Source organism: Polaromonas sp. P4_F4 (assembly GCF_056401355.1).
On sequence record NZ_JBFUJO010000003.1, the window covers coordinates 266,723 to 292,834 of the forward strand.

Below are 26,112 nucleotides of genomic sequence, written 5' to 3' on the forward strand. Positions count from 1 at the left end.
GTGCGCCGGCCAGGCCAGCGTCAGGCCACGGCCTCCAGGTTCTCAGGTCAACAAACTCACCGCCGCCGAGAAGCTGAAAAACGCCAGCACCGTCGACAGCAGAATGATCCGCGCAATGCGCCCGTTGTCGGCGCCGAAACGCTCGGCCAGCAGGGCCACATTGCTGGCACTGGGCAGGGCGGCCACCAGAATCACCACGGTCAGGGCGAAGCGGTCCAGCGGCAGGCCGGCGGCAATCGCCCCGAGGCCGACCAGCCCGACCAGCACCGGATGGATCACCAGCTTGATGAGCGCCACCGGCACATAGTCCCGCAAAGGCACGGTTTCCGCGGTGTTCATCTGGGAGCGCGCCAGCACCGCACCGATGGTAAACAGTGCCACCGGCGAGGCGGCATCGGCCAGCAGCCCCAGTGTCTGCATCACCGGCGCAGGCAGGCTGAGCCCGAAGCCCGACGACAGGGCGCCCAGCACAATGGCCCACGGCATCGGATTGAGCGCCACGCCGCGCAGCGCTTTTTGGGCGGCCACCTCGGCGCCGTGGATGTCGGCCGAGTCCAGCCGCGACAGCGCAATGCACAGCGAGCTGGTGACCAGCAGGTCCACCACAATGGTCACAATCGCCGGGCCGGCCGCCTTCACGCCGAGCAGCGCCACCAGCAGCGGCACGCCCATGAATCCGGTGTTGGGGAAAGTGGCCACCAGTGCGCCGAAAGAGGCATCGTTCCAGCCGATGCGGCCCTTGGGCCGGTCCCGTGTGACCGCAATCGTGAACGCCACCAGCAGCAGCGCGCACAGCAGGTACACGGCGACCAGGCTGGCATCGAGCAGTTGGGCAACCGGCGTGCTCGCGCCAAAGCGGTACAGCATGCACGGCAGCGCGAAATACAGCACAAAGGTGTTGAGCCCCGGAATCGCGAGCTGCGGCAGCAGCGCGCGGCGGGCGGCGACATAGCCGCACAGCACCAGGGCAAAGAAGGGAAAGGTGACCAGAAGAATGCTTAACACAGGGCGTATTGTCACCGGCCAGCCGGGCACGCCGGTGACTGGCTATGATTCCCGCTGTTCCGCGCTAATTTTTCCGGACCCTGATTACCGGTTTCTTCACGCCAAGCCCCTCTCACCCAAGCTAACCCAAGCTGCTTCACCATTTCTCCAAGCGCCCCGCCTGCATGTCGTCTCCCTCCCCTGTTCCCCCTGCCGCCCCGTCGGGCGCTTCTCCTGCCAGTCACGGGCTGAACCTCGCCCAGCAGGAAGCCGTCAACTACCTGCACGGCCCCTGCCTGGTGCTGGCCGGTGCCGGCTCGGGCAAGACGCGGGTGATCACGCACAAGATCGGCCGGCTGATCCAGTCCGGGCTGAAGGCCGAACAGATTGCCGCCATCACCTTCACCAACAAGGCGGCCGCCGAGATGCGCGAACGCGCCAAAAGCCTGATCGGCAAGCAGGCCAAGGGCGTGCTGATCTGCACCTTTCACGCGCTGGGCGTGCGCATGCTGCGGCAGGACGGCCAGGCGCTGGGCTTGAAGCAGCAGTTCTCTATCCTGGACAGCGATGACGTGACCAGCATTTTGAAAGACGCCGGCGGCAGCACCGACGTGGCAACGGCGCGCCAGTGGCAGTGGACCATCAGCGCCTGGAAAGGCCAGGGGCTCAATGCCGCCCAGGCCGCAGCCCAGGCCAGCAACGATGAAGAGCGCCTGGTGGCGCGCGTCATGGCGCACTACGAAGAGCGCCTGACGGCCTACCAGAGCGTGGACTTTGACGACCTGATCGGCCTGCCGCTCAAGCTGCTGCGGGAGCACGAAGCAGTTCGCAACAAATGGCAGCAGTCCCTTGGCCATGTGCTGGTCGACGAATACCAGGACACCAACGCCACGCAATATGAAGTGCTCAAACTGCTGGTGGGCGCGCGCGGCCGCTTCACGGCCGTGGGCGACGACGACCAGTCGATCTACGGCTGGCGCGGCGCCACGCTGGACAACCTGAAGAAACTGCCGCAGGACTACCCCAGCCTCAAGGTGGTGAAGCTGGAGCAGAACTACCGCTCGACCAGCGCCATCCTGCGCGCCGCCAACAACGTGATCGGCCCCAATCCCAAGCTGTTTCCAAAGACCCTGTTCTCGGAACTCGGCGAGGGCGAGCCGGTGCGCGTGGTGGACTGCGACAGCGAAGAGCACGAGGCCGAGCGCGTGGTGGCCCGCATCCAGAGCCTGCGCGCGGGCGGCGAGCTGCAGGCCGTGGGCAGCCAGTACAAGGAATGGAAAGATTTTTGCGTGCTCTACCGCGCCAATCACCAGGCCAAGCCGCTGGAAAAAGCCTTTCGCAAGGCGCAGATTCCGTACAAGGTGTCGGGCGGGCAAAGCTTTTTTGACCGCGCCGAGATCAAGGACCTGTGCAGCTGGATGGTCCTGCTGGTCAACAACGACAACAACCCGGCCTTCATGCGCTCGGTGACCACGCCCAAGCGCGGCATCGGCCACACCACACTGGGCGCCCTGGGCACCTTTGCCGACCAGTACAAGCTCAGCCTGTTTGAGGCGCTGTTCAGCAACTCATTGAGCTCGGTGCTGCCGGCCAAGGCGGTCGGTTCGCTGCAGGAATTCGGCCGCTATCTGAACGAGCTGGAATACCGTGCCAGGCGCACCGTGGGTGCGGTAGATGCGCGCACGTTTCTGAACGACTGGCTCAAGGAAATCGACTACGAAAAACACCTCTACGACGGCGAAGACAGCGAAAAGGTCGCGGCCGCGCGCTGGAGCAATGTGATGGATTTTTGCGACTGGATGGCGCAGCGTTGCGGCGGGCAGATTGACGATGCGGCGGGCGTGACCACGGCCAAAGAAACCAAAACCATGCTTGAAGTGGTGCAGACGATTGCGCTGCTGTCCACCATCAGCGAGCGCGAAGGTGACCAGAATGTGGTGACACTGTCCACCCTGCACGCCTCCAAGGGCCTGGAGTGGCCGCATGTGATGCTGGCCGGCTGCAACGAAGGCCTGCTGCCTTTCAAGCTCGAAGAAGACGACGGCAGCAACACCGACAACATTGCGCTGCGCCTGCAGGAAGAGCGTCGCCTGATGTATGTGGGCATCACCCGCGCCCAGCGCACGCTGGCGGTGAACTGGCTGCGCCGGCGCAAGAAGAACCGTGACACCATCGCCGGCATCCCGAGCCGGTTTATTGCCGAGATGGCGCTGGACAAGGCCACGGTGAAAGAAGACCCGCGCGAAAAGCTCAAGGCCCTGCGGGCCGAGTTTGCCAAAAAATCAGCCGATGGACTGGCCGCCGCGGCGGCCTCGGAACTGCGCTAGAGGGCCGCGACTGCGCCCCCTTTGGATGCGCGACTCAGGCCCCTGCCGTCAAATGCTCAGCCACTTGCCCAAGCCGATCAGGGCGGCCTCGTCGGAGACCAGAAAGCCCGGGACATTGAGTGCGTCCAGACGCTTTTTGCCTTCGGAGTTTTGGTCCAGCTCCACGAAGTAGCTGGTGAGCTGGGCGCGCTGCGCTTCAGACAGCTTGCTGCTGGCAATCATGTGCTTGATGGGGACCGGCTTGCTGCTGGCCAGCACCTTGCCGCCCTTGTCCTGCCAGTTTTTCACCACGGCGCGCGATGCGCTGACGCCAGCCGCCACAAAGTTGTTTTCAATCATGAAGGGGACCGCCTCCTGCAGCTTGACATAGGTGGCGGGCAGCGGCTGCGACCCCAGTGCGTCACGCAGGGTGGCGCGCATGATCACCGAGGTGATGGAGTCTTCGTCGGGCGCGCCGATCTTGCCCGCCTTCAGGTCGGCCAGGGTTTTCAGGGTCGAGTCGCCTCGCACCATGAACGACGCCTTGTACTCGGTGAAGCCCTTGGTCAACGCCACGAGGTGGTAGCCGCCGCTGGTCATGGCGCGGATGGAGTGGTGCGCCGGATGCACATAGGCCAGGTCGTAGCGCTGCTCGGCCAGCCCTGCCGCCAGCTCCTTGTAGTCGGTGACAGGCTGAACCTTGACCGGCCGCTTGAGCAGTTTGCTCAGGTCTTCCGAAATTTCCCGAAAACGCTCGACGGTGGCGACGGGGTTGACACGGTAGGTCACGCCTTCGTTCACCGCGAACAGCAGCGGACCGCCCTGGGCCCAGGCCGACCCGGCCACCGCACCCAGCCCGAGAGCCAGCGCACACAGACACTTACGAATGGTCATGAAATTCTTTCGGATAATAGGAACATCCGGCGATTATCAGGTTACAAATTCTTGCACTCCCTCGGGTTAACCTGCATACCGCATTGCCGCCACGCCCGCGCTTGCTCTTGATGCCCTTGCCCGTGAAATAGTGCACAAGTTCATCCAAGCTCAACCCACTGCGCGTTGTTTTTAAACTCAAACCGACTTCGCGCATTGACAACTTAAATCCTTATTCCAACCGCGATCCTTCGTCCCCTTCGTCCCTTTGCGCGGCCGGTGCCGCCGGCATGCAGCCCTCGCCGCGGCCTGGCGCCAGCCTTGGGCACGAATCCATCACTTTCATTGTGTTCCGCTACGCCCTGGTTGCCGTACCAGCGCCAGAGCGGTCTAACCAGGACATTTACCCAGTCATGACGTCAAAGATGCTCCGGCTCACGCTCTTGTTCATCGCTGCCTGCTCCCATTTTTCCGGGGTCAGCGCCCAAAACACAACGAAAGCGGCGGCATGCCCGCCTCCCCACGCCCTGAAGGCCGAGCAACTGCACGGCCTGTGGGCCGTGCGCTTTACCAATCCGCCCACCGGCTTGCCGGCCCGCGCCACCATGCGGCTGGAGCGGCATGCGGAGTTCACGGAAAGCCTGGCCGGCACGGTCAGCCGTGAATTGCGCGGAAGCAAGGACACGCCGAAGGCTGGCGGCCATGCCGCGAAAGCCGCGCTGGCCGGCGACCTGGAGGACGGCCTGCTGCTGCTGGATGAGTCGTCCGACAACATCAGCATCACCGGCACCTGGAATGGTGAAGCGGTGGAAGGCTCCTGCGGCCGGATGTTCCGGGGCACCTGGAAAGACACCAGCAGCAGCGCACCGGCCAACGCGCCTGACGTGCCCTTCACCCTGACCCGATTACCTTGAGGATTTCACCCGCCGTGATGACTGACGCCATGTCCCCCCTGCCTCTCCAACGATCCACACCGGCCCGCCACCTGCCCAGCGCCCTGCTGCTCGCCGGCCTGCTGACCGGCGCGGCGCAAGCCCAGGCCGCGCCGGCGGCTGGTGTGCCGCTCCAGCGTCCGTCCAGCGAGGGCTGGCAGGCTTGCCAGGCCTTGAAGAACGATGCCGCGGCGCAGCTGGCGTGTTTTCAGCAATGGGCGGATTCGCAGTCGCCCGCGGCGGCGCCAGCCGCAAACGGGGCGGTGGGGGCCGGCAAACCGGCCCCCACCCTGACCACCGCGCCGGCCAATCCGGACACGGGCCAGCCGGCCATGCCGGTGCTGGTGCTGCCCGCCATGAACAGCGATGCACCGGACGGCAAACCGCTCGGCTGCAAAAACGACCAGTACGGCGTGCTCTCCAGGTTCTGGGAACTGCAGCGCGGCACCGACTGCGACACCTTTTCCCTGCGCGGCTACCGGCCCACCTCGCTGGCCGTCTCGGCCTCCGACAGCGTGAACACCCAGCCGTCCTCGACGGCCGCCGGCCATACGGCCCTGACGGCGCAGGCCTACGGCCGCACCGAGAACAAAATCCAGCTGTCGGTCCGCACCAAGATCGCCAAGGGCCTGCTCAAGAGCGGCCCCGCGGACCAGGACGACCACGACTCGCTGTGGTTTGGCTACACCCAGCAAAGTTACTGGCAGCTGTTCAACGGCGGACTGTCACGCCCGTTTCGCAATACCGACCATGAACCCGAGCTGATCTACATCTACCCGCACCAGATTCCGCTGGCCGGTGGCTGGAACTACCGGCTCTCCGGGCTGGGACTGGTGCACCAGTCCAACGGGCAGTCGCTGCCGCTGTCACGCAGCTGGAACCGCGTCTATCTGATGGGTGCGGCCGAGAAAACACTGGCCGGCGACTCCAGCCTGACACTGCAGGGCCGGGTCTGGGACCGGCTGCGCGAGTCGTCCGGCAATGACGACAACCCCGGGATCGAAAACTACGTGGGCCGCGCAGAACTGACCGGTGCCTGGCAGATCAACAAGGCCCACAGCCTGGGCCTCACGGTGCGGCATTCGCTGCGCAAGGAAGCCCGCGGCTCGGCCCGCCTGGACTGGATGGTGGGGCCCGCCTCCTCATCGAGCTACACCGGCCTGCGCTACCACGTGCAGTTGTTCAGCGGCTATGGCGACAGCCTGCTGGACTTCAACAGAAAGCGCACGGTATTGAGCCTGGGCCTGAGCGTGGTGGACTGGTAGTCCAATAGTCCTGATCCTTCGCTGCTGCGCTTCAGGGCGTCCTGCTCGGGCCGTGCGCCCGCACCAGGCAATCGTGAAAGGCCTGAACCACGCGCGATGGCTGAGGGGAGCGCCTGAGCAGGCTGACAAAAGTGCATGGGTAGCGGAACACGGCGGGCTGCACCGCCCGCATCTGGCCGCGTCGCTCAAAGGCTTCGGCGTAGTGGTCTGGCAGGAAGCCGAGGAACTTCCCCGAGAGGATCAGGGTGGCAATGGCCTCCTGGTCAAACCCCGTGGCCTTGCGCGACAGGCCTGCGCTGTGGCTTAAGGCCATGTTGGGCGAGTGATAGCCCAGCCCCGCGAAATGGTAGGCCTGCAGCCCGTCCCAGGTCAGCGAAGACCCCGGGTCGGCGCCAAACAACGGATGCTGCGCGCCGCAGTACAGCAGCATGGTCTCGCTGAACAGCTCGGCATACAGCAGACTGTGCGAATTGCGGTGGGCCGGAATGATGCCCACCTGGTAGCTGCCATCCATCACGCCACGCTCAATAGCGTTGATTGACGCCACATGTAGTTGCAGGTGCACGTCTGGCGCCTGTTCGGTGAATTCGGCAATCGCCTCACCAATGTGAGCCCGCGGATTGCTGGCGGTCTTGTCGAACACCGCGACCGCCAGCGCTCCCCCCATGCGTGAGTGGATATCGTCAATGCTGTTCCGAAAACCCTCAACCGAAGCCAGCAAGCGCAAAGTCTCTTCATAAACCCGCTGCCCCTCGGGCGTGAGGGCAAAACCGGCCCGGCCACGGCGGCACAGCACCAGGCCCAGCCGGGTTTCCAGGTCCTTCACATGGCGGCTGACCGTGGACGTGCCGATGTTGAGTTCCAGCTCAGCTGCGGCCATGCCGCCGCAATCCACAACGCTCTTGAACACCTGCAGCAGCCGCAGGTCCATGTCGCTCAACTGCCCCAGCACGGCGCGCTTCACTTGCATAAAACCTCAAGTAAACATTGATATTGCATGCTTTTAGAGGTTAACAGAACACTCCAGAATGTCCTCATCGCCTCGCGAAAAGGCTCCCGGGCTCTCGGGTTCTCGCGAGAGGCCACTCCCAACCATTTCCTGACACCAAACTCCGGAGAACGCACATGCGCTTCACTGACCTTGAGCAACCGACAACGGCCGCCGACCCCCGCATGGATGCCGCCTGGCTGGACGCCCACTGGATGCCCTACACCGCCAACCGCAGCTTCAAGGCCAACCCGCGCATGGTGGTGGAGGCCAGCGGGGCCTACTTGACGGACGCCGGGGGACGCAAGATTTTTGACGGCCTGTCGGGCCTGTGGTGCTCGGGCCTGGGCCATTGCCGGCGCGAAATCACCGAGGCCGTGAGCCGCCAGGTCGGCAAGCTCGACTACGCACCGGCCTTCCAGTTCGGCCACCCGCTGGCCTTCGAGCTGGCCAACAAGATCAAGGACCTGACGCCCAAGGGCCTGGACTATGTGTTCTTCACCGGCTCGGGCTCCGAGGCAGCCGACACCTCGCTCAAGATGGCGCGGGCCTACTGGCGCGCCAAGGGCCAGGCCGGCAAGACGCGCCTGATCGGCCGCGAAAAGGGCTATCACGGCGTCAACTTCGGCGGCATTTCGGTCGGCGGCATCGCGGCCAACCGCAAGCTGTTTGGCCAGGGGGTCGAGGCCGACCACCTGCCGCACACCCAGCCGCCGACCGGCTCCTTTCACCGCGGCATGCCGCCCACCGGGGCCGAGCTGGCCGACCGCCTGCTCGACGTGATTGCGCTGCACGACGCGTCCACCATCGCCGCCGTGATCGTCGAACCCTTCTCCGGTTCGGCCGGCGTGGTGATTCCGCCGCAGGGCTATTTGCAGCGCCTGCGCGAGATCTGCACGGCCCACAACATCCTGCTGATTTTTGACGAGGTCATCACCGGCTTTGGCCGCTGCGGCGCCTGGACCGGCGCCGAGGCCTTTGGCGTGGTGCCCGACATCATGAACATCGCCAAGCAGGTGACCAATGGCGCGCAGCCGCTGGGCGCCGTGGTCGCGACAAAAGACATCTACGACACCTTCATGGACGCGGGCGGCCCGGAGTACATGATCGAGTTCCCGCACGGCTACACCTACTCGGCCCATCCAGTGGCCTGCGCCGCCGGCGTGGCCGCGCTCGATGTGCTGCAGAAGGAAGACATGATCGGCCGCGTCAAGGCGCTGGCGCCGCATTTCGAGAACGCCGTGCACAGCCTCAAAGGCAGCAAGCATGTGGCCGACATCCGCAACTACGGCCTGGCCGCCGGCTTCACGATTGCCGCGCTGCCGGGCGAGCCGGCACGCCGCCCTTACGAGATTGCGATGAACTGCTGGAAGAAAGGCTTTTACGTGCGCTATGGCGGCGACACCATCCAGCTGGCCCCGCCCTTCATCAGCGAAAAGGCCGAGATCGACCGGCTGATCAACGCGCTGGGCGATGCGCTGGCCGAAACGGCATAAGCCAGCCCCTCGCGCCCCTTGAACTGCACGCGCAGCGTTCGCTGCGGTAATTCGCTATTGTTTTTAGCATCTCCTTCGCATACCCTGATCAGGCGGGCTTCGCCGGACGCTGTTGTTGCACAAAGCGCCGGTCGTGCCTGCCCAACCTGGTGCGCAAGGAGACGTCATGACTCGCAAAACACCCATTGAACGCTATCGCAACATCGGCATCAGCGCTCACATTGACGCCGGCAAGACCACCACGACCGAGCGCATCCTGTTCTACACCGGGGTGAACTACAAGCTCGGCGAGGTCCACGAGGGAACGGCCACCATGGACTGGATGGAGCAGGAGCAGGAGCGCGGCATCACCATCACGTCCGCCGCGACGACCGCCTTCTGGAAAGGCATGGCCGGCAACTACCCGGAACACCGCATCAACATCATCGACACGCCGGGCCACGTCGACTTCACGATCGAGGTCGAGCGCTCCATGCGCGTGCTCGACGGCGCGGTCATGGTCTACGATTCCGTCGGCGGCGTGCAGCCGCAGTCGGAAACCGTGTGGCGCCAGGCAAACAAGTACAAGGTGCCGCGCATTGCCTTCGTCAACAAGATGGACCGCGTGGGTGCCGACTTTTTCCGCGTGCAGCGCCAGATCGGCGAGCGCATGAAAGGCGTGGCGGTGCCGGTGCAGATTCCGATCGGCGCCGAGGATCACTTCCAGGGCGTGGTCGATCTGGTGAAGATGAAAGCCATCGTCTGGGATGACATCAGCCAGGGCCTGCATTTCGAATACCGCGACATTCCGGACGAGCTGCTCGCCACCGCCAGGACCTGGCGTGACAAAATGATCGAGGCCGCCGCCGAAGCCAGCGAGCCCTTGCTGGAAAAGTACCTCGCCGGCGAAGCGCTGAGCGAAGACGAAATCCGGCAGGGGATTCGCCAGCGCACCATCGCCAACGAGATCGTCCCGATGCTGTGCGGCAGCGCCTTCAAGAACAAGGGCGTGCAGGCGCTGCTCGATGCCATCATCGACTACCTGCCCTCACCGGTCGACGTGCCGGCCATCCTCGGCCACACCGAAGACGACAAGACGGCCGAGCGCCACCCCGGCGATGACGAGCCGTTTTCCGCGCTCGCGTTCAAGGTCATGACGGACCCGTTTGTCGGGCAGCTGATCTTCTTTCGCGTCTACTCGGGCGTGGTCAAGACGGGCGACACGGTGTACATCCCGGGCAAGACGCGCAAGGAGCGGCTCGGGCGGCTGCTGCAGATGCACGCCAACGTCCGGCAGGAAATCAAGGAAGTGCATGCCGGCGACATTGCGGCGGCGGTGGGCCTGAAGGACGTGACCACCGGCGACACCCTGTGCGACCCGGACAAGGTGATCATGCTGGAGCGCATGGTCTTTCCGGAGCCGGTGATCTCCCAGGCCGTCGAGCCCAAGACCCAGGCCGACCAGGAGAAGATGGGGGTGGCGCTGCACCGGCTGGCCCAGGAAGATCCCTCGTTCCGGGTGCAAACCGACGAAGAATCCGGCCAGACCATCATCTCCGGCATGGGCGAGCTGCACCTGGAGATTCTGGTCGACCGGATGAAGCGCGAGTTCGGCGTGGATGCGACTGTCGGCAAACCCCAGGTTGCCTACCGCGAGACGATCAAGCAGGCCGTCAAGGACGTTGAAGGCAAGTTCATCAAGCAGTCGGGCGGGCGCGGGCAATACGGCCATGCCGTGCTGAACGTCGAGCCGCAGCCACCGGGCAAGGGCTATGAGTTCGTCGATGCCGTCAAGGGTGGCGTGGTGCCGCGCGAATACATTCCGGCGGTGGACAAGGGCATCCAGGATGCCCTGACGGCCGGCGTGCTGGCCAGCTATCCGGTGGTTGACGTGAAGGCCACGCTGGTGTTCGGTTCGTCACATGACGTCGATTCGAATGAAAACGCCTTCCGCATGGCCGGCGCCATCGCGTTCAGGGAGGCCATGCGCCGCGCCAAGCCGATTTTGCTCGAGCCCATGATGGCGGTTGAAGTCGAAATGCCGGAAGACTTCATGGGCCATGTGATGGGCGACCTGTCCACGCGCCGCGGCATGATCCAGGGCATGGAAGACATCGCCGGCGGCGGCGGCAAGCTGGTGCGCGCCGAAGTACCGCTGAGCGAAATGTTCGGCTACTCGACGACGCTGCGCTCACTAACGCAAGGCCGGGCCACCTACACGATGGAGTTCAAGCACTACACGGAGGCGCCCGCCGATGTGTCCGACGCCATCATTCGCGGAAAGGGAATGGGCAGGTAGTGATCAGGTCGGACCAGGTTCCCCGCCATAAGCATCATGGAATCACGGTCCCGGCGGCCAGCGCCCACCGAACGGGTTTGCTTTAAGCTGTGCAAATGACTTGCACCGTCTTTTGCGCTGAAGGGCAACCGCCGCCGCACCACCTGTCCGCTCCACCATGATGGAGCCGGATGCTTTCACCCTGGGCTGCATCATCGTCGGCGCCTTGCTGATTGTGATGACCCTGAGCGGCTCCTTCATTGCCCGCCTGCCGCTGAGCGCGGCGATGCTCTACCTCGGGGTGGGCGTGGCCATCGGGCCTATGGGTCTGGGCCTTCTCAAGCTTGACGCGCTGAAGAACGTGGCGCTGCTGGAACGGCTCACCGAAGTGGCCGTGCTGATATCGCTGTTCACCGCGGGCATGAAGCTGAAACTACCGCTGACGGACCGGCGCTGGCGCATCCCGGTGCAGCTGGCCACGGTGTCGATGGTGGCCACGGTGGGCGCCATCACGGCACTCGGCGTGTGGGGCCTCGGCTTGCCGTTGGGCGCGGCCGTGCTGCTCGGCGCGATTCTGGCCCCCACCGACCCGGTGCTGGCGTCTGACGTACAGGTGGCCAATGTGGGGGACCGGGATCGCCTGCGCTTTGGCCTGACCGGCGAAGGCGGCCTCAACGACGGCTCGGCCTTCCCCTTCGTCATGCTCGGGCTGGGCCTGCTGGGCCTGCACGAACTGGGCGACGGCGGCTGGCGCTGGTGGGCGGTTGATGTGCTGTGGGCGGTGGCCGGCGGCCTCGGGCTGGGCTACCTGATGGGCACACTGATCGGCCGCGTCATCCTCTACCTGCGCATGCGCCATCGCGAGGCACTGGGCTCTGACGAATTCATTGCCCTGGGGCTGATCGCCCTGACCTACGGCCTGGCCCTGGTCAGCCAGACCTATGGCTTTCTTGCCGTGTTCGCCGCCGGGCTGGCGCTCCGGCGCATTGACGAGCTGCCGCAAGTGCCGGTCGCCCCGCCTGCGCCCGAGTTGAGCGCGGCAGAGCAGCATGCCTCCGGCGCCGAAGCTCCCGCCCACATGATGAACGAGGTGCAGCGCTTCAACAGCCAGCTGGAAAGCTTTGTCGAAGTGGCCATGGTGCTGACCGTGGGGGTGCTGGTTGCCACGGTACGCTTTCACAGTGAAGTGCTGTGGTTCATCCCGGCGCTGTTCCTGGTGATTCGCCCGCTGGCGGTATACCTTGGCCTGTTGGGCACGCCCGTGAAGGGCGCGCAGCGCCGCCTGATGGGCTGGTTCGGCATTCGTGGCATCGGCTCGCTGTACTACCTGCTCTACGCCATCAGCCACGACATTGAAACAGCGCTGGCCCAGCGCCTGCTCTCCATCACGCTGGCGGTCGTGATTGCCTCGGTGATTGCGCACGGCATTTCGGTCACGCCGCTGATGAAGCGCTATGAGGCGCGCAAGACATCACGCCGGGGCCCGGACGCCGACCGGCCGGCGTCCGGCGTACCACCCGAGTAACAGCCGCAGCGCCCCGCACAGGGGGCCGCTGCAGCGTGCATCAAGCTATTCACCACCAAATCCGCCGACTCCCCGACTGCTGAAGCAAGAGGGGCGCAAACAGCCATCAAGCAGCCATTGTTTTTGCAGCAACTGCCACGCACAGTCCCGACCGTGCCTGAGCGATTTTTGTAAGGGCCCGGACGGTCTTTGCGTATCCACCACGTGCAAAGGCCCCGGAACCTGTCAGGGCGCCGGAGCCTTTGCGTGAATACACCGTACACCGGAGATGCCAGCCTGGAGCGGGCACCTGCCGTTGTCTCACTGGCGTCGCTTATTTCTGGACGGCCTTCACGACGCCGGCAGCGCCTTGGGATGCAGTACCAGACGTGTCGCCGTTAGAGCTGGAACTGGCCGTGGCCCCTTCACGCTGCCCCTGCAGCACTTCGGCCTGGACTTCAGCACGCGTGCGGGTCGAAGGCACTTTCATCTGATCCCACAGATAGGAATTGAAAGTCTGGGCCGAAGCGGCTACGGAAGTCAGGGCAGCAATCGCCACAACGGCGCTGGCAATCAATTTTGATTTCATGATGAAAGTCCTCTCAAAGTTAAAGTGACATTTCCGGGCATGGCGGGCTCATCTACCCCGTCTGTCCAGCCTCGGTGAGTCGCCTTGCAAGGGGGCTCCGGCTCATCGATGGACGAACTTTATTCCTTTCAAACAAATCAAAAAACAGCAAAATTAACAATTTATTGCTGCTAAAACAGCAATAATCAGGTGAAAAGCGAGGGTATTCCATGGACCGTCTTCAATCAATGCGGGTGTTTCAACAGGTGGTGGACGACGGCAGCTTTGCCGCCGCAGCGCGCAAATTCGACATGTCATCGGCCGTGGTGACCCGGCTGGTCAGCGACCTGGAAGACCATCTGGGCGTGCGGCTGCTGCATCGCACCACCCGCCGCATGGCACTGACGGATGCAGGTGTTGCCTACCTGGCTCGCGTGCGCCACATCCTGAGCGACATCGACGAGGCCCACGCGGCGGCGCAGGCGCATGCCCAGGAAATGTCCGGTGTGATCCGCATCCTGACGCCGCCCATCTTCGGTGTGCATGTGCTGGGGCCGCTGGTGGCCGAGTTCGGGCGGCGCTATCCCAAGGTCGTGCTGGATATCCACGTGGACTCGCCTCTGGTGCCACCGGTGGAAGACTACGACCTGACGCTGCTGGGTGCGACCGATACCTTCGATGCCAACATCATTGCGCGGCCGATTGCCTCGTCGGACGGCATCCTGTGCGCCTCACCCGACTACCTGCGCCGCAACGGCATTCCGCAGCAGCCCGAAGACCTCGCCCGGCACCGCTGCCTGCGGATCAAGGTTCCGGCGAACCGGCACCGCGTCTGGCGCCTCATCAATCCCGACGAGAATAAGCGCGAGCTGGAAGTGCCGATCGAGCCCGCCATGCTGGTCAACCACTCCGACACGCTGATACGCGCCTGCGTCGATGGCGCCGGCATCATCAGCCAGTCGAGTCACATGGTGGCCAACCACCTCCACAGCGGCGAGCTGAAACGAATCCTGTCGCCCTGGATCACGGGCACCAACACCCTGTATGCGGCACTGCCCAGCCGCAAATTCATTCCGGCAAGAACCAGCGTGTTTCTGGAATTCATGACCGAGTACACGCGGGCTGTGGTCAAGAAGATGGACGCGCGACACGACTGAGCTGAGCCTTTACCGCGCACGCGCAAGGTCATGGGAGCCCAGACCGCGGCTGGCATGGAAAACCGGCCATCAGTCCCCATATGACATGCCAGAACCTGGCACGTCCTTTCTGCAATGAGAGTCCGGCATCGTCCGATTTCGCCATGTGCAGCAACGTGGCAGCCATGTAGCTGCGCTTGATGAGGCTGCGGCCCGGAACTTTTAGCGTGCCAAAAAGTTCCAGCATATGGCGCTTTCATTGTTCCAGTTTTGATAATGGAATGTTCTGCCAAAGCGCACTTGTCTATCAGCGATGCGGAACAAGGTTCAGTGCATCGATGAGCCACACATATCAGCGACTCAGCGATGAAGGCCCCTCGGGCAGAAAGCCCGTCCGACCGGATATTTCAAAAAACACTCTCAAGGAAATTCATCATGAAATCGACTCTTGTCTCTGCCTCCATTCTTGCCATCGCTGCACTTGCCTCTGCCAACAGCTTCGCCGAAGGCCGCGACCCCTATCCGCTGGACCAGCTGGACCAGGTGAGCGCCGCCAGCACCAAAACCCGTGCCGACGTGCAGGCCGAGTTGCTGCAGGCACAGCGCGCAGGCTATGACGCGAATTTGAACAGCGGCTACAAACAGGTCAAGGCGGCACCGGCCAGCACCAGGACCCGTGCTGAAGTCAAGGCCGAAGCGTCGTCGGGTACCGCTGTATCGGTCAGCGCCCTTGAGCATGCCTATCCTGCTGTTCAATAAACAAGCACCCTGAGCACCCGGGCCCCAGGCCCATTGGCGGTGCGACAGCCACGCACCCCGCTGCGCTTTTGCGCAGCGGGGTGCACGCGTTCAGGCGCCCGCATTCCGCGGTGGGCGCCGGGGCCTGTTCATCCTGAAACGGAAGTGCGTTTCAGGGCGAACAGGCCTTGACTCGTTCGCCTTCCGGCAAAGTCTGTCCAGCATTGCCGCTCGAAATCGTAGAGCTTGCAGCGCCGGGCCGTCTGGAAATACCATGCCCATGAAAACGGCTGAATCACAATCCGGCCCGGCAGTTTTTTCTCGAGCAGCGCCTGCGCTTTCTTGAGGCGATACAGCGGCAGGCTCATGTCGACGTGATGCGCCGTGTGCTCCATGATGTGGTGCAGCGCGCAGCCGATGCCTGCACCGAATGTCAGGTGCACCGTGGTCGAGACAAAAGGGCTGGCCGCCGACCAGTCGTTTTTTTGCTCGTACCAGGCAACGCTGGTATGCGTGTGATGGACATAGACGACAAAGCCCATCAAGGCGTTCCAGACAAAGAGCGGCAGCACAAACGCGACGCCGAGCAGCCACGCCACCGACTGGCCGGTCGCGGATGCCGCATAGGCGAGCGCGGCAATCCAGGCGGCTGCCACCGCGGTGACCAGCAGGCAGTCGGCCGTGAAAATGCCGCGGCGTGTGGGCATCAACGCCCGGGACGGGAAGTACATTCGCTTCCACCAGATTTCAACGCCGTAGTAAAACCACGGCGCCCAGCCGCTTCGGTACAGGCGCTCGCACAGCCTGCGCCAGGCAGGCATGCTTCGGTAGGCCTCGATCGAATACGGTTGCCAGACAAAGTCGAAGTCCTTGAGGTTGGTGTAGCCGTGATGGACCACGTTGTGGCCGACGTCCCAGAGGCTGTAAGGCGTGAGGGACGGCATGAACACCAGGCGCCCCAGCCACCGGTTGAGCCGGCGGTGCGGGGTCAGGCTCTGGTGGCAGGCATCGTGACCCAGGATGAAAAGACGCCCGATGACCAGGCCGGTCAGGATGGCCGCCAGCACCTGCAGCGCAGGCTGGGCCAACAAGACGGTCGCAGTGATGGCCAGCGCGAACAGGGCAAGATCCGACACCACCAGGAACAGGGCGTACGCGGTGTTTTTGGTGGCGATGGGTGCGAGCCAGGAGCGGATGATTTTTCGGTGCGGGATAGCTTCGGTGAGATCAGCAGGCATGAAATTTCGGCAGGTTGTGGTTGATGCGGAACAAGTGCAGGAAAGCAGGACAGCAGGACGTACAGGAGATGCTGGCCATGTTCAGACGCCCGGTCCGCCCGGCGCCGGCGACGGCTGCATTGACGCAGAAGGGATGAGTGGACGGTCAGGCAGGCACCCGCCCATCAGGCCGCGGCAGGGTCGTGGGTCAAAGCGTGTCAGCTTAGCGGGCCTGCCCCGGCGGCGCTTTGATTCACATCAACCGCCCGTGCTTCGATGAACTGCGAAGCACTCAATGCACATGCATCTCGAATGACCGCGTCAGGCCTTCCGGATCGGTGATGCGGATATGGCGCTTGTCCACTTCCAGCAGGCGTTTGTGCTGGAAAGCCGAAAAGGTCCGGCTCACGGTCTCCAGCTTCATGCCCAGGTAGCTGCCGATTTCGGCCCGGGACATCCTGAGGTGGAACTCGTTGGCCGAGTAGCCGCGGGCTCTCAGCCGTTGCGACAGGTTCAGCAGGAAAGCCGCCAGACGCTCCTCGGCATTCATGCTGCCCAGCAGCATCATCAGGCTGTGCTCGCGCACGATCTCGCGGCTCATCAGGCGGCTGACCAGGTTCTGCGTGCCCGCATTGCCGGCCGCCAGTTCCGTGAGGTGGGCATAGGGTATGGCACAGACCTCGGTGTCCTCCAGCGCCGTGGCGCTGCTCGCATGCGTGGCGTGGGCCACACCGTCCAGGCCCATCAGTTCGCCCGCCATGTGGAAGGCGCTGACCTGCTCGCGGCCATCCGCCAGCGTGAGGCTGGACTTGAACGTGCCGCTGCGCACCGCATAAATGAACTGGAAACGATCACCCGCGCGGTAGAGGGCTTCTCCGAGCCTGACCTTGCGCCGCCCGAACCTCAAACTGTCCAGGCGGGCCATATCGGCGCCCGTCATTCCGCAGGGCAGGCACAAGTCCCGCAGATGGCAGCTGGAGCACAGGATTTTCAGGGGCGCGACGGTCCCGGCCCGCGTCGGGGGCGGCCGGGGCACAAAGCGGATCGGGGATGCGGGGATGTCAAGGATGAGGCCAGACATGCATTTCTCCTGCTGGGCGGTTGGTTTCATGGCACGACCTGCTCGCACGCAGACGCCACCGTCTGCGCGAGCTGGTCGAATTCGGTGCTCTTGTCGAGGAAACGGTAGGCGCCCTCGTCGAGATAACGCTTGCGGTAGGCCGGGGCCGAGTTGTTGCTGAACACGACGAAGGCAATGCCGGGGGCAGCCAGGCGAACGGCCCGCATGACCTGCATGCCCGAGCCGCCATCGAGCTGCACATCCAGCACCACCACATCGGGCCACGCGGAAAGAATCCCGTCGATCGACGCCTGAGGTGTGCCGGCCTCGCCCACCACGGTGATGGCGCGTGCGCCCAGCAAGACGGCAACGCGCTGGCGGATCATGGCGGAGTCCTCGGCGAGGAAGACCTTGATGGCGGGAGCGTGGCGCTGAAGCATGCCTCTACTGTGACCGCGGCGCGATCGCAGGGCCATCGGCGCAGGTCGAAAGTGGGCCTCGGCGTGCCCCTAAATTTACCTCGGCCGGCGCCGCAGGGGGCCTAGGAATTTTCCGAGCGGGCTAGAACCTGTTTACGATCTAAACGAGGCCGCGTTGGGGTGCAATCGGGATGAGTGGGGCGCCCGGGTCCGCCGCATGGGCTAATGCCCATGCAAGGGCTCGGGTGGCTCAATCGCCCGACCGCACAGCCGGCCGGCTGTGCGTCGTGCGGCTGCCCCCATGGGGATGCAAACGCGACCGCGTTTGCGTCACCCCAACCCGAAGGGCAAGCGCCTTCTCGGGCGGTCTACGGCGTTGCGGCGCTTGCCCATAGCCCAAGCTATGGGCGGCGCACCGCGCCTTGCATCCCATCCCGACAAGGTGCTTGCGCGGCCCCGTTTAGATCGTAAACAGGTTCTTAGGGTTCGAACTGGTCGGTCAGGCCGTGCCGCATGGCGTAGCGGATCAGCTCGCTTTGATTGTGCAGGCCCATCTTCTGCATCAGGTTGGCCTTGTGCGTGCTGACCGTCTTGACCGACAGGTTGAGCCGGCCCGCGATGTCGGTGACCGATACACCGGCGACCAGCAGGCGGAACACTTCGAATTCGCGGTCCGACAGGGTCCCGTGCGCGGCGACCTCGCTGCCCGGCATCGCACCCAACGCCAGCTGCTCGGCCACCTCGGCACTGATGAATGCACCGCCGGCGGCGATCTTGCGGATGGCCTGCTCCAGCTGCGCCGGCGCGCTCTCCTTGGTCAGGTAGCCACTGGCGCCGGACTTGATGGCGCGCACGGCGTATTGGAGCTCCTGGTGCATGCTCAGCACGAGGATGCGCAGCTTGGGCTTCTCGGCGCGAACCAGCTTGATCAACTCCATGCCGCTGCGTCCCGGCATGGACAGGTCCAGCATCAGTACATCGAACGACAGTTCACGCACCCGCTGCATGGCCTCGGCGCCGTTGGCGGCCTCGCCGGCCACTTCCATGTCGTCGGCCGAGGAAATGATGCGCTTGAGACCTTCCCGCACGATGGCGTGGTCATCCACAATGACGATCCTGATCAATCCGCTGCCCCCGCTTCCTGAACCTGAACCGGAATCCGCACATCGATACGGGTCCCCTGCCCCGGCTGGCTATCGATGGTGACAGCCCCCTTGAGCAACTGCGCACGCTCGCGCAGGCCCAGGAGGCCCAGGGAATTGGGGCTGCGCGGTGCGGCCAGCGAGAAGCCCCGGCCGTTGTCGGCAACATGCAGGGTGACCGCCTCCGGCGTCCGTTCGATTTTCACCTCGACGCGCGAGGCTTCGGCATGCTTGGCCACATTGGCCAGCGACTCCTGCACGATGCGAAAAACAGCGGTGGCATAGGGCTCGTGCAGTTCCACCTCGTCATCCACCGAGAGCGTGCAGGCCACGCCGGAGCGCTGGCTGAAATTTTGAGCCAGCCACTCGATGGCCGGCGCCAGGCCCAGGTCGTCCAGCAGCAGCGGTCGCAGGTCCGAAGCGATGCGGCGGGTGGCCGCGACCGTGGTGTCGAGCATGGCCAGCATCTCGCCGAGCTTGGCAGCGGCCGCCTGCGCGCCCTCCGGCAACTGGTCGCGCACCCAGATCGCGTCCATCTTGAGGGCCGTGAGCGATTGGGCCAACTCGTCATGCAGTTCCCGTGCGATGCGTGTTTTCTCGCCTTCGCGAATGGTGTGGGCCGCGGCGGCGAAGGCGCTCAGTTCTTCCTGGGCGCGCATGCGCTCGCTGACATCGCGCAGGATCACGGTGAACAGCTTGCCGTCCACGGTGTCCAGCTGGGAGATGGAGGCTTCCATCGGAAACTCTTCACCGCTGGCGCGCTGCCCGTAAAGCACGGTGCCATCGCCCATGCGCCTCGACGTGATGCCCGTGGTATTGAATTGGCGGACATGCCCGGCATGGCTGCCGCGGAAGCGCTCCGGCATCAGTTTTTCCAGGCGTGCTCCCATCGCCTGTGCGCTCGGCCAGCCGAAGATTTTCTCCGCCGCGCGGTTGTACAGCACGATGCGCTGTTCTTCGTCCACGGTGATGATGGCGTCCATGGCCGAGTCGAGCAGACCCGCAAGCCGGGCGGCGGTGGCGTCCATTGCACTGGCACCTGCGGGGCGCTGGACAGCTTCGCCGCCGGCACGGGCCAACTCGGGTACGGCAGCCACCGACGGCGGGGACACGGTGGCGTCACCGACCCGCTCACGGCTGGTTGAGCTTGTTTTTCCCGGCGTTGTTTGGTTGAACACACGGTGATCTTACAACTCATGTCCGCCGAGCCTCCTGCCGCCGGGCTGTCGTCAGGGGGAGAAGAGGATGTTGAACGCATGTACAGTCCCCCGCAGCCTCCCGGCGGCGATCCGGTCAACAAAGTATTTCCCTGTTTGATCGACATCAACCCGGCCCGACGGCAAGCGCTCCACACTGCAGGCATCAGGCCATCACCCGCAAAGGAGCCCCACCATGTACAAACGCATTCTCGTGCCCGTCGACGGCAGCGAAACCTCCAACAAGGCCCTGGTCACCGCCTTGCAGTTCGCCAGGGACTTCGGCGGCCGGGTGCGCCTGGTCCACGTGATGGAAGAGCTGACCTACCTCACGGCCTACGACCCTTACGGCTACTCCGGCGACCTTGTCACCGTCATGCGGGAGACCGGTGAAAAGATTCTGGATCAGGGCATGGCCATGGCCCAGTCCGCCGGCGTGGAAGCCGACTCCATGCTGTTCGACAAATCCGGCGAGAGGCTGGCGGAAACCGTGGCCGATGCGGCGAAGCGCTGGAACGCGGACCTGATCGTTGCAGGCACCCACGGCAGACGCGGTCTCGGCCGCGTACTCATGGGCAGCGGCGCTGAACAGATTGTCCGCCTGGCACCCGTCCCCGTGCTGGTGGTCCGGCTGCCTGACAGCGACAGCCAGGCACACGCACAGGCTTGAACCAGGCCCGCGTCAGTTGGGCCTTAGCCGCCGCAGGGCAGTCCGGCGGCGTCTGCCGCATGGCTATTGCTGAGGGCAGCCGTCCGGGCGCTCGCCGGATGCCAGCGGGCAGCAGTTGACCTCGGCAGGCGGCATGCCCAGCAGTGTCGTCAGGGCACATGACGCCGTTCCGACGGCCCAGAAGACGAAAAAGCCCGCGGTGTAGACGCCGGTCCGCGGCCAGCCCAGCGCCTGCCCGGCCCACCGCAACTCGAACGGATCCACCACCGCGAACACCACCAGTTCCAGAATGCAGGCCGACAGGAAAGCGGGCCAGGCGACCCGCATGAGTTTCTGACTCCACATGGCATGTCTCCTTGTAGTTCCGGACTATCGCGGTGCCGCGGCCGGCGGCGTGGCGGCATGATTGCGCCCCTGCAGGGCGGGCATCAAGGCCTTGTCCCTGGCGAGCGTCTGGTTGATCTCCATGCCGCGCCGGTAGTAGTCCTCCGCCACGATCGGATCAGGGCTGCGCACCGCGATCCACACCGTGGTCAGGCCGGCAACCACCACCGCGACGGGGCCAGTGATCACCAGCCAGACATGGCCGTGCTTCCACCAGGGGGAAGAAGAAGGAGGAGGAATGGCTTGCGGCAGGTCGTTCATGGACTATCTCCTAACGGGGCACGAGGAAGACGGACTTCTCGCTCACATGGGCATCGCCCGCGAGGTCGCCGATGCTGAACTGGATGGGATGCGAGCCGGCGTTGGCGGAGCCGTAGGGAATCTGCAGCCTGACGGCGACCCAGCGCGACTCCGCCGGGCCGACCACCACCTCGGCGTCGGAGGCCAAAACCAGCCCATCCAGCCCGCCGGCGGCGATGCGGTAGTGCTGCGGCTGCTCGGTGGCGTTCATGATCTGCAGCCGGTAAACGTTCTCCAGCCTGCCGCCGGCCACGATGCGTGACAGCGCGGCGCGGTCGCGCACCACGTCGACCTTGAGCGGCATGCGGGCGACAAGGCTCCACAGCAGGCCCAGGCACAAGGCCAACAGGATGGCGCCGTAGACCAGCACCCGCGGACGCAGGACCTGCCGCCATATCTGCAGCCGGCTCCAGTGTTGGGCCAGCGCGTTCTGGGTGGTGAAGCGAATCAGGCCGCGCGCATAGTTCATCTTGTCCATCACGCCGTCGCATGCGTCGATGCAGGCGGCGCAGCCGATGCACTCGTACTGCAGGCCCTTGCGAATGTCGATCCCGGTCGGACAGACCTGCACGCACAGGGTGCAGTCCACGCAGGCGCCCAGCGACAGCGCGGCCGGGTCGGCCATGCGCGAACGCGCGCCGCGCGGCTCACCACGGCTGCCGTCATAGCTCACGATCAGGGTGTCGCGGTCAAACATGGCGCCCTGGAAGCGCGCATACGGGCACATGTATTTGCACACCTGCTCGCGCAGGAAGCCGGCATTGCCATAAGTGGCCAAGCCATAAAAGCACACCCAGAACACTTCCCAGGCGCTCATGCGCGTTTGCAGGAACTGCAGCCCGAGCTCGCGGATCGGCGCAAAATAACCGACGAAGGTGAAGCCGGTCCACATCGCCAGCCCCAGCCACAGGATGTGCTTGAACCACTTCTTGACCAGTTTTTCCAGCGACATGGGCGAGCCGTCCAGCCGCATCCGCAGGGTGCGGTCGCCCTCGACCTTGCGCTCTATCCACAGGAAGATCTCGGTGTACACGGTCTGCGGGCAGGCAAAGCCGCACCACAGGCGCCCGGCGACGGCCGTGAAGAGAAACAGCGTGAGCGCGCTGACCACCAGCAGCCCGGTGAGGTAAATGAAATCCTGCGGGTACAGCACATAGCCAAAGATGTAGAAGCGCCGCGCGCCCAGGTCAAACAGCACCGCCTGCCGCTGGCCCCATTCCAGCCAGGGCAGGCCGTAGAACACCAGCTGGGTCAGGATGACGCAAGCCACGCGCCAGCGCGCGAACAGGCCCGTGACCGAGCGCGGATAGACCTTCTTTTGCGCCTCATACAGCGACTCCGTCAGCCCATGCGCCGCTTCGGGCACGATGGGTATGACTTTGCGACGTGTGGAAGATTGCAAGCGAAACTTTCTCTTCAGGGTCTCTTCAGGTTCTCTTCAGGGGATATTCAGGGTTTGGCCGGAAGGGGCTTGTTGGACATGCCCCAGATGTAGGCCGTCAACACATGAAGCTGTGCTTCGGTCAGCTTGCCGATCTGCGCCGGCATCTCGCTGGTCTTGCCCTTGTTGATCATGTTGATGATGGCCTGCTCACCCCAGCCGTGCAGCCAGATGTCATCGGTGAGGTTGGGTGCGCCCAGCGCCGGGTTGCCCTTGCCATCCATGCCATGGCAGGCGGCGCAGGCGCCGAATTTGCTTTTTCCCAGGGCCCCGCGCACCGAGTCGTGCGGGCTGCCCGACAGGCTCAGTACATAGTTGGCGAGATTCTTCACGTCGTCGGGCGTGCCCACCGCCGCCGCCATCGGCGGCATCTGCCCCTGCCGGCCCCGCGTCAGCGTTTCCGTGATTTTGTCGGGCGTGCCACCATGCAGCCAGTCGCCGTCGGTCAGGTTGGGAAAGCCCTTGCTGCCCCGCGCGTCGGAGCCGTGGCACTGGGCGCAGTTGTTCATGAACAGGCGCTCGCCCACCGCCATGGCATTGGCGTCGCCGGCCAGTTCCTCGACGGGCTTCGCGGTGAACTGCGAATACAGCGGCGCGAGCTCCTGGTTGGCGCGCGCGACCTCGACCGTGTACTCGGCCTGGGTGCTCCAGCCGAGTCGCCCCTGATAGGCGCCCAGGCCGGGATAGGCCACCAGGTACCCCAGCGAAAACACAATGGTCAGCACGAACAGCCACATCCACCAGCGCGGCATGGGGTTGTTCATTTCCCGCAAATCCCCGTCCCACACATGGCCGGTGGTGTTGTCGGCGCTGGAGACAATCCGCTTGCGCGCCGTCACCCACAGCAGGACCAGGCAGGCCACGATGCCCAGCAGGGTCAGCGCGGCCACGTACAGCGACCAGAAATTGCCGGTGAAATCACTCATCAAAAAACTCCCGGAATCAGTCTTGTTCAAACGGCAGGTGCGCCGCTTCGTCGAAACGCGCACGGTTGCCTCGGGAATACGCCCACCAGACAATGCCCAGGAAGGTGACGAGCGAGGCCAGGGTGGCCACGATGCGCAGGCTGTTGACATCCATCTGTATTTCTCCTTATTTCAGGGCCAGGCCCAGCACCTGCAGATAGGCGACCAGGGCATCCATTTCGGTCTTGTCCTTGACGTCCTGCGCCGCCTGGGCGATCTGCGTGTCGGCATAGGGAACACCGACGCTGCGCAGGGCCCGCATCCGCGGCGCCATGTCCGCGGCGTCCACCAGGCTCCGATCCAGCCAGGGATAGGCAGGCATGTTGGACTCCGGCACCAGGTCGCGCGGGTTGTTCAGGTGAATGCGGTGCCATTCGTCGCTGTACTTTCCGCCCACGCGGTGCAGGTCCGGCCCGGTGCGCTTGCTGCCCCACTGGAAGGGATGGTCATAGACGAACTCGCCGGCCACCGAATAGTGGCCATAGCGCAGGGTCTCGGCGCGAAAGGGCCGGATCATCTGCGAGTGGCAGTTGTAGCAGCCCTCGCGCAGGTAGACATCGCGCCCTGCCAGCTGCAGCGCCGTATAGGGTTTGACGCCCGTCACCGGCGCGGTGGTGGACGTCTGGAAGAACAGCGGGACGATCTCCACCAGCCCGCCGACGGCGATGACCAGCAGGATCAGGACGATCATCAGGAAATTGTTGGTCTCGACCTTTTCGTGCGAGAAGCCGGCAGAGGCGGAAGCGGAAGAAGAGTGGTTGTCGCTCATGTTGTGGGCTCCATCAGGCGGCTTGAGGCAGGGGGACGGCGGTGCGGTGCGGTCGTCCCTGCGCCACGGTCATCCAGGTATTCCATGCCATCACCAGCATGCCGCCCAGATAAAGCAGTCCGCCCATGAAGCGGATGACGTAGAAGGGATACGTGGCCTTCACCGACTCGACAAAGGTGTAGGTCAGGCTGCCGTCGGCATTGAGCGCGCGCCACATCAGGCCCTGCATCACGCCGGCGATCCACATGGCGGCGATGTACAGCACGATGCCGACGGTGGAGACCCAGAAATGCACCTCGATCGCCGGGACGGAGTACATCTTCTTCTGGCCGAACAGGCGCGGAATCATGTAGTAGAGCGTGCCCATCGTGATCAGGCCCACCCAGCCGAGTGCGCCGGCATGCACATGGCCCACTGTCCAGTCGGTGTAGTGCGACAGGGCGTTGACGGTCTTGATGGACATCAGCGGCCCCTCGAACGTGGCCATGCCATAAAACGACAGGGCGACGATCAGGAAGCGCAGCACCGGGTCGTCGCGCAGCTTGTGCCACGCGCCGGACAGGGTCATGATGCCGTTGATCATGCCGCCCCAGCTGGGCGCCAGCAGGATCAGCGAGAACACCATGCCGACCGACTGTGTCCAGTCCGGCAACGCCGTGTAGTGCAGGTGATGCGGGCCCGCCCACATGTAGGTGAAGATCAGTGCCCAGAAGTGGACGATGGACAGGCGGTAGCTGTACACCGGCCGCTCGGCCTGCTTGGGGATGAAGTAGTACATCATGCCCAGGAAGCCGGCGGTGAGGAAGAAGCCCACCGCGTTGTGGCCATACCACCACTGGATCATGGCGTCCTGCACACCGGCATAGGCCGAGTAGGACTTCATCCAGCCGGCGGGCACGGCGGCGCTGTTGACGAGGTGCAACACGGCCACCGTCAGAATGAAGGAGCCGTAAAACCAGTTGGCCACATAGATGTGGCGAACCTTGCGCATACCGATGGTGCCGAAGAAGACGATGGCATAGGACACCCAGACCAGCGTGATCAGGATGTCTATGGGCCACTCCAGCTCGGCGTATTCCTTGCCCGAGGTGTAGCCCAAGGGCAGGCTGATGGCGGCGGCGACGATGACGGCCTGCCAGCCCCAGAAGGTGAACGAGGCCAGCTTGCCGGCGAACAGCCGGACATGGCAGGTGCGCTGCACCACGTAGTAACTGCTACCAATCAGCGCGCAACCGCCAAAGGCAAAAATCACGGCATTGGTGTGCAGCGGCCTGAGCCGGCCGTAGCTGAGCCAGGGAATGCCGAAATTGAGTTCAGGCCAGGCCAGCTGGGCGGCAATGAACACGCCGACCAGCATGCCCACCACACCCCAGACCACAGCCATCAGCGAAAACTGCCGCACGACCGTGTCGTTGTACAAAGCGGCGGAAGTTGGTTGATCATTCATGGAGCACCTTTTTCTTGACGCCCAAGTGTCTCCATCAAGGGTGGGGTGCGAGTTG

The 26,112-nt window shown here is 64.2% G+C and carries 25 protein-coding genes; 9 read left to right on the forward strand and 16 right to left on the reverse strand.

Features of this window, described 5'->3' with window-relative positions:
• Positions 1–42: 42 nt before the first annotated feature.
• Positions 43–1,005, reverse strand: a complete 963-nt coding sequence (locus tag AC1DUR_RS05530) for an AEC family transporter (RefSeq protein ID WP_477721446.1) — start codon at positions 1,003–1,005, stop codon at positions 43–45.
• Positions 1,006–1,169: 164 nt separating this feature from the next.
• Here AC1DUR_RS05530 and AC1DUR_RS05535 point away from each other — a divergent pair, with 164 nt between their 5' ends.
• Positions 1,170–3,311, forward strand: coding sequence for a UvrD-helicase domain-containing protein (locus AC1DUR_RS05535; RefSeq protein ID WP_477721447.1), 2,142 nt, complete (start codon positions 1,170–1,172; stop codon positions 3,309–3,311).
• Positions 3,312–3,359: 48 nt separating this feature from the next.
• Here AC1DUR_RS05535 and AC1DUR_RS05540 read toward each other — a convergent pair whose 3' ends face one another.
• Positions 3,360–4,184, reverse strand: coding sequence for a phosphate/phosphite/phosphonate ABC transporter substrate-binding protein (locus AC1DUR_RS05540; RefSeq protein ID WP_477721448.1), 825 nt, complete (start codon positions 4,182–4,184; stop codon positions 3,360–3,362).
• Between the two features lie 392 nt (positions 4,185–4,576).
• Between AC1DUR_RS05540 and AC1DUR_RS05545 the strand changes: the two genes are divergently transcribed.
• Both AC1DUR_RS05545 and AC1DUR_RS05550 read left to right on the forward strand, forming a co-directional pair.
• A complete protein-coding gene (locus AC1DUR_RS05545) occupies positions 4,577–5,077 on the forward strand; it encodes a hypothetical protein (RefSeq protein ID WP_477721449.1) in 501 nt (166 codons plus the stop codon).
• Between the two features lie 29 nt (positions 5,078–5,106).
• Entirely contained in the window at positions 5,107–6,360 is a 1,254-nt protein-coding gene (locus AC1DUR_RS05550) for a phospholipase A (protein ID WP_477721450.1), read from the forward strand.
• A gap of 31 nt (positions 6,361–6,391) precedes the next feature.
• Here AC1DUR_RS05550 and AC1DUR_RS05555 read toward each other — a convergent pair whose 3' ends face one another.
• Positions 6,392–7,330: a LysR family transcriptional regulator gene (locus AC1DUR_RS05555; protein ID WP_477721451.1), complete on the reverse strand. Its 939-nt coding sequence runs from the start codon at positions 7,328–7,330 to the stop codon at positions 6,392–6,394.
• Between the two features lie 155 nt (positions 7,331–7,485).
• Between AC1DUR_RS05555 and aptA the strand changes: the two genes are divergently transcribed.
• From aptA to AC1DUR_RS05570, 3 genes are all read left to right on the forward strand, one after another.
• Entirely contained in the window at positions 7,486–8,844 is a 1,359-nt protein-coding gene (gene aptA / locus AC1DUR_RS05560) for an omega-aminotransferase AptA (protein WP_477721452.1), read from the forward strand.
• Positions 8,845–9,010: 166 nt separating this feature from the next.
• The gene (gene fusA / locus AC1DUR_RS05565) at positions 9,011–11,122 is read left to right on the forward strand and encodes an elongation factor G (protein WP_477721453.1); all 2,112 of its coding nucleotides are present in this window, start codon (positions 9,011–9,013) and stop codon (positions 11,120–11,122) included.
• Positions 11,123–11,279: 157 nt separating this feature from the next.
• A complete protein-coding gene (locus AC1DUR_RS05570; RefSeq protein ID WP_477721454.1) occupies positions 11,280–12,626 on the forward strand; it encodes a cation:proton antiporter in 1,347 nt (448 codons plus the stop codon).
• Between the two features lie 313 nt (positions 12,627–12,939).
• On the opposite strand, the gene AC1DUR_RS05575 is transcribed toward AC1DUR_RS05570, so the two are convergent.
• Positions 12,940–13,194 (reverse strand): DUF4148 domain-containing protein, encoded by a 255-nt coding sequence (locus AC1DUR_RS05575; RefSeq protein ID WP_477721455.1) that lies wholly within the window; start codon positions 13,192–13,194, stop codon positions 12,940–12,942.
• 209 nt (positions 13,195–13,403) lie between these two features.
• Between AC1DUR_RS05575 and AC1DUR_RS05580 the strand changes: the two genes are divergently transcribed.
• Both AC1DUR_RS05580 and AC1DUR_RS05585 read left to right on the forward strand, forming a co-directional pair.
• On the forward strand, positions 13,404–14,330 hold the full coding sequence (locus AC1DUR_RS05580; protein ID WP_477721456.1) for a LysR family transcriptional regulator: 927 nt from the start codon (positions 13,404–13,406) through the stop codon (positions 14,328–14,330).
• A gap of 414 nt (positions 14,331–14,744) precedes the next feature.
• Entirely contained in the window at positions 14,745–15,068 is a 324-nt protein-coding gene (locus AC1DUR_RS05585) for a DUF4148 domain-containing protein (protein ID WP_477719176.1), read from the forward strand.
• Positions 15,069–15,196: 128 nt separating this feature from the next.
• Here AC1DUR_RS05585 and AC1DUR_RS05590 read toward each other — a convergent pair whose 3' ends face one another.
• The 5 genes from AC1DUR_RS05590 to AC1DUR_RS05610 form a co-directional block, all read right to left on the reverse strand.
• Positions 15,197–16,285, reverse strand: coding sequence for a fatty acid desaturase (locus tag AC1DUR_RS05590; RefSeq protein ID WP_477719177.1), 1,089 nt, complete (start codon positions 16,283–16,285; stop codon positions 15,197–15,199).
• 271 nt (positions 16,286–16,556) lie between these two features.
• A complete protein-coding gene (locus tag AC1DUR_RS05595) occupies positions 16,557–17,345 on the reverse strand; it encodes a helix-turn-helix domain-containing protein (protein ID WP_477719178.1) in 789 nt (262 codons plus the stop codon).
• A 26-nt stretch (positions 17,346–17,371) separates the two neighbouring features.
• Positions 17,372–17,764 (reverse strand): response regulator, encoded by a 393-nt coding sequence (locus AC1DUR_RS05600; RefSeq protein WP_477719179.1) that lies wholly within the window; start codon positions 17,762–17,764, stop codon positions 17,372–17,374.
• Positions 17,765–18,222: 458 nt separating this feature from the next.
• The gene (locus AC1DUR_RS05605; protein ID WP_477719180.1) at positions 18,223–18,867 is read right to left on the reverse strand and encodes a response regulator; all 645 of its coding nucleotides are present in this window, start codon (positions 18,865–18,867) and stop codon (positions 18,223–18,225) included.
• Positions 18,864–20,063: a sensor histidine kinase gene (locus AC1DUR_RS05610; RefSeq protein WP_477721457.1), complete on the reverse strand. Its 1,200-nt coding sequence runs from the start codon at positions 20,061–20,063 to the stop codon at positions 18,864–18,866. The genes AC1DUR_RS05605 and AC1DUR_RS05610 overlap by 4 nt, the downstream gene beginning before the upstream one ends.
• A 214-nt stretch (positions 20,064–20,277) precedes the next feature.
• On the opposite strand from AC1DUR_RS05610, the gene AC1DUR_RS05615 reads away from it, so the two are divergent.
• Positions 20,278–20,751 carry a universal stress protein gene (locus AC1DUR_RS05615; protein WP_477721458.1) on the forward strand — a complete coding sequence of 158 codons (474 nt, stop codon included), beginning with the start codon at positions 20,278–20,280 and terminating at the stop codon, positions 20,749–20,751.
• A gap of 63 nt (positions 20,752–20,814) precedes the next feature.
• On the opposite strand, the gene AC1DUR_RS05620 is transcribed toward AC1DUR_RS05615, so the two are convergent.
• From AC1DUR_RS05620 to ccoN, 7 genes are read right to left on the reverse strand one after another with little or no spacing between them, the layout of a single operon-like run.
• Positions 20,815–21,096, reverse strand: coding sequence for a hypothetical protein (locus AC1DUR_RS05620; protein WP_477719183.1), 282 nt, complete (start codon positions 21,094–21,096; stop codon positions 20,815–20,817).
• A gap of 24 nt (positions 21,097–21,120) precedes the next feature.
• A complete protein-coding gene (locus tag AC1DUR_RS05625; protein ID WP_477721459.1) occupies positions 21,121–21,396 on the reverse strand; it encodes a FixH family protein in 276 nt (91 codons plus the stop codon).
• Positions 21,397–21,406: 10 nt separating this feature from the next.
• Positions 21,407–22,837, reverse strand: coding sequence for a cytochrome c oxidase accessory protein CcoG (gene ccoG, locus AC1DUR_RS05630; RefSeq protein ID WP_477721460.1), 1,431 nt, complete (start codon positions 22,835–22,837; stop codon positions 21,407–21,409).
• 47 nt (positions 22,838–22,884) lie between these two features.
• Positions 22,885–23,802 (reverse strand): cytochrome-c oxidase, cbb3-type subunit III, encoded by a 918-nt coding sequence (gene ccoP / locus AC1DUR_RS05635; protein WP_477721461.1) that lies wholly within the window; start codon positions 23,800–23,802, stop codon positions 22,885–22,887.
• 16 nt (positions 23,803–23,818) lie between these two features.
• On the reverse strand, positions 23,819–23,956 hold the full coding sequence (locus tag AC1DUR_RS05640; protein WP_477721462.1) for a cbb3-type cytochrome oxidase subunit 3: 138 nt from the start codon (positions 23,954–23,956) through the stop codon (positions 23,819–23,821).
• Between the two features lie 12 nt (positions 23,957–23,968).
• Positions 23,969–24,610 (reverse strand): cytochrome-c oxidase, cbb3-type subunit II, encoded by a 642-nt coding sequence (ccoO, locus tag AC1DUR_RS05645; RefSeq protein WP_477721463.1) that lies wholly within the window; start codon positions 24,608–24,610, stop codon positions 23,969–23,971.
• A gap of 13 nt (positions 24,611–24,623) precedes the next feature.
• Positions 24,624–26,057, reverse strand: a complete 1,434-nt coding sequence (ccoN, locus tag AC1DUR_RS05650) for a cytochrome-c oxidase, cbb3-type subunit I (RefSeq protein WP_477721464.1) — start codon at positions 26,055–26,057, stop codon at positions 24,624–24,626.
• Positions 26,058–26,112: the final 55 nt, after the last annotated feature.

Bases quoted from the DNA above. Each gene is read 5' to 3' on its own strand.
- AC1DUR_RS05535 (WP_477721447.1), top strand. From the start codon at position 1,170: ATGTCGTCTCCCTCCCCTGTTCCCCCTGCCGCCCCGTCGGGCGCTTCT.
- AC1DUR_RS05540 (WP_477721448.1), bottom strand. From the start codon at position 4,184: ATGACCATTCGTAAGTGTCTGTGTGCGCTGGCTCTCGGGCTGGGTGCG.
- AC1DUR_RS05545 (WP_477721449.1), top strand. From the start codon at position 4,577: ATGACGTCAAAGATGCTCCGGCTCACGCTCTTGTTCATCGCTGCCTGC.
- AC1DUR_RS05550 (WP_477721450.1), top strand. From the start codon at position 5,107: ATGTCCCCCCTGCCTCTCCAACGATCCACACCGGCCCGCCACCTGCCC.
- AC1DUR_RS05555 (WP_477721451.1), bottom strand. From the start codon at position 7,330: ATGCAAGTGAAGCGCGCCGTGCTGGGGCAGTTGAGCGACATGGACCTG.
- aptA (WP_477721452.1), top strand. From the start codon at position 7,486: ATGCGCTTCACTGACCTTGAGCAACCGACAACGGCCGCCGACCCCCGC.
- fusA (WP_477721453.1), top strand. From the start codon at position 9,011: ATGACTCGCAAAACACCCATTGAACGCTATCGCAACATCGGCATCAGC.
- AC1DUR_RS05570 (WP_477721454.1), top strand. From the start codon at position 11,280: ATGATGGAGCCGGATGCTTTCACCCTGGGCTGCATCATCGTCGGCGCC.
- AC1DUR_RS05575 (WP_477721455.1), bottom strand. From the start codon at position 13,194: ATGAAATCAAAATTGATTGCCAGCGCCGTTGTGGCGATTGCTGCCCTG.
- AC1DUR_RS05580 (WP_477721456.1), top strand. From the start codon at position 13,404: ATGGACCGTCTTCAATCAATGCGGGTGTTTCAACAGGTGGTGGACGAC.
- AC1DUR_RS05585 (WP_477719176.1), top strand. From the start codon at position 14,745: ATGAAATCGACTCTTGTCTCTGCCTCCATTCTTGCCATCGCTGCACTT.
- AC1DUR_RS05590 (WP_477719177.1), bottom strand. From the start codon at position 16,285: ATGCCTGCTGATCTCACCGAAGCTATCCCGCACCGAAAAATCATCCGC.
- AC1DUR_RS05595 (WP_477719178.1), bottom strand. From the start codon at position 17,345: ATGTCTGGCCTCATCCTTGACATCCCCGCATCCCCGATCCGCTTTGTG.
- AC1DUR_RS05600 (WP_477719179.1), bottom strand. From the start codon at position 17,764: ATGCTTCAGCGCCACGCTCCCGCCATCAAGGTCTTCCTCGCCGAGGAC.
- AC1DUR_RS05615 (WP_477721458.1), top strand. From the start codon at position 20,278: ATGTACAAACGCATTCTCGTGCCCGTCGACGGCAGCGAAACCTCCAAC.
- AC1DUR_RS05620 (WP_477719183.1), bottom strand. From the start codon at position 21,096: ATGTGGAGTCAGAAACTCATGCGGGTCGCCTGGCCCGCTTTCCTGTCG.
- AC1DUR_RS05625 (WP_477721459.1), bottom strand. From the start codon at position 21,396: ATGAACGACCTGCCGCAAGCCATTCCTCCTCCTTCTTCTTCCCCCTGG.
- ccoP (WP_477721461.1), bottom strand. From the start codon at position 23,802: ATGAGTGATTTCACCGGCAATTTCTGGTCGCTGTACGTGGCCGCGCTG.
- AC1DUR_RS05640 (WP_477721462.1), bottom strand. From the start codon at position 23,956: ATGGATGTCAACAGCCTGCGCATCGTGGCCACCCTGGCCTCGCTCGTC.
- ccoO (WP_477721463.1), bottom strand. From the start codon at position 24,610: ATGAGCGACAACCACTCTTCTTCCGCTTCCGCCTCTGCCGGCTTCTCG.
- ccoN (WP_477721464.1), bottom strand. From the start codon at position 26,057: ATGAATGATCAACCAACTTCCGCCGCTTTGTACAACGACACGGTCGTG.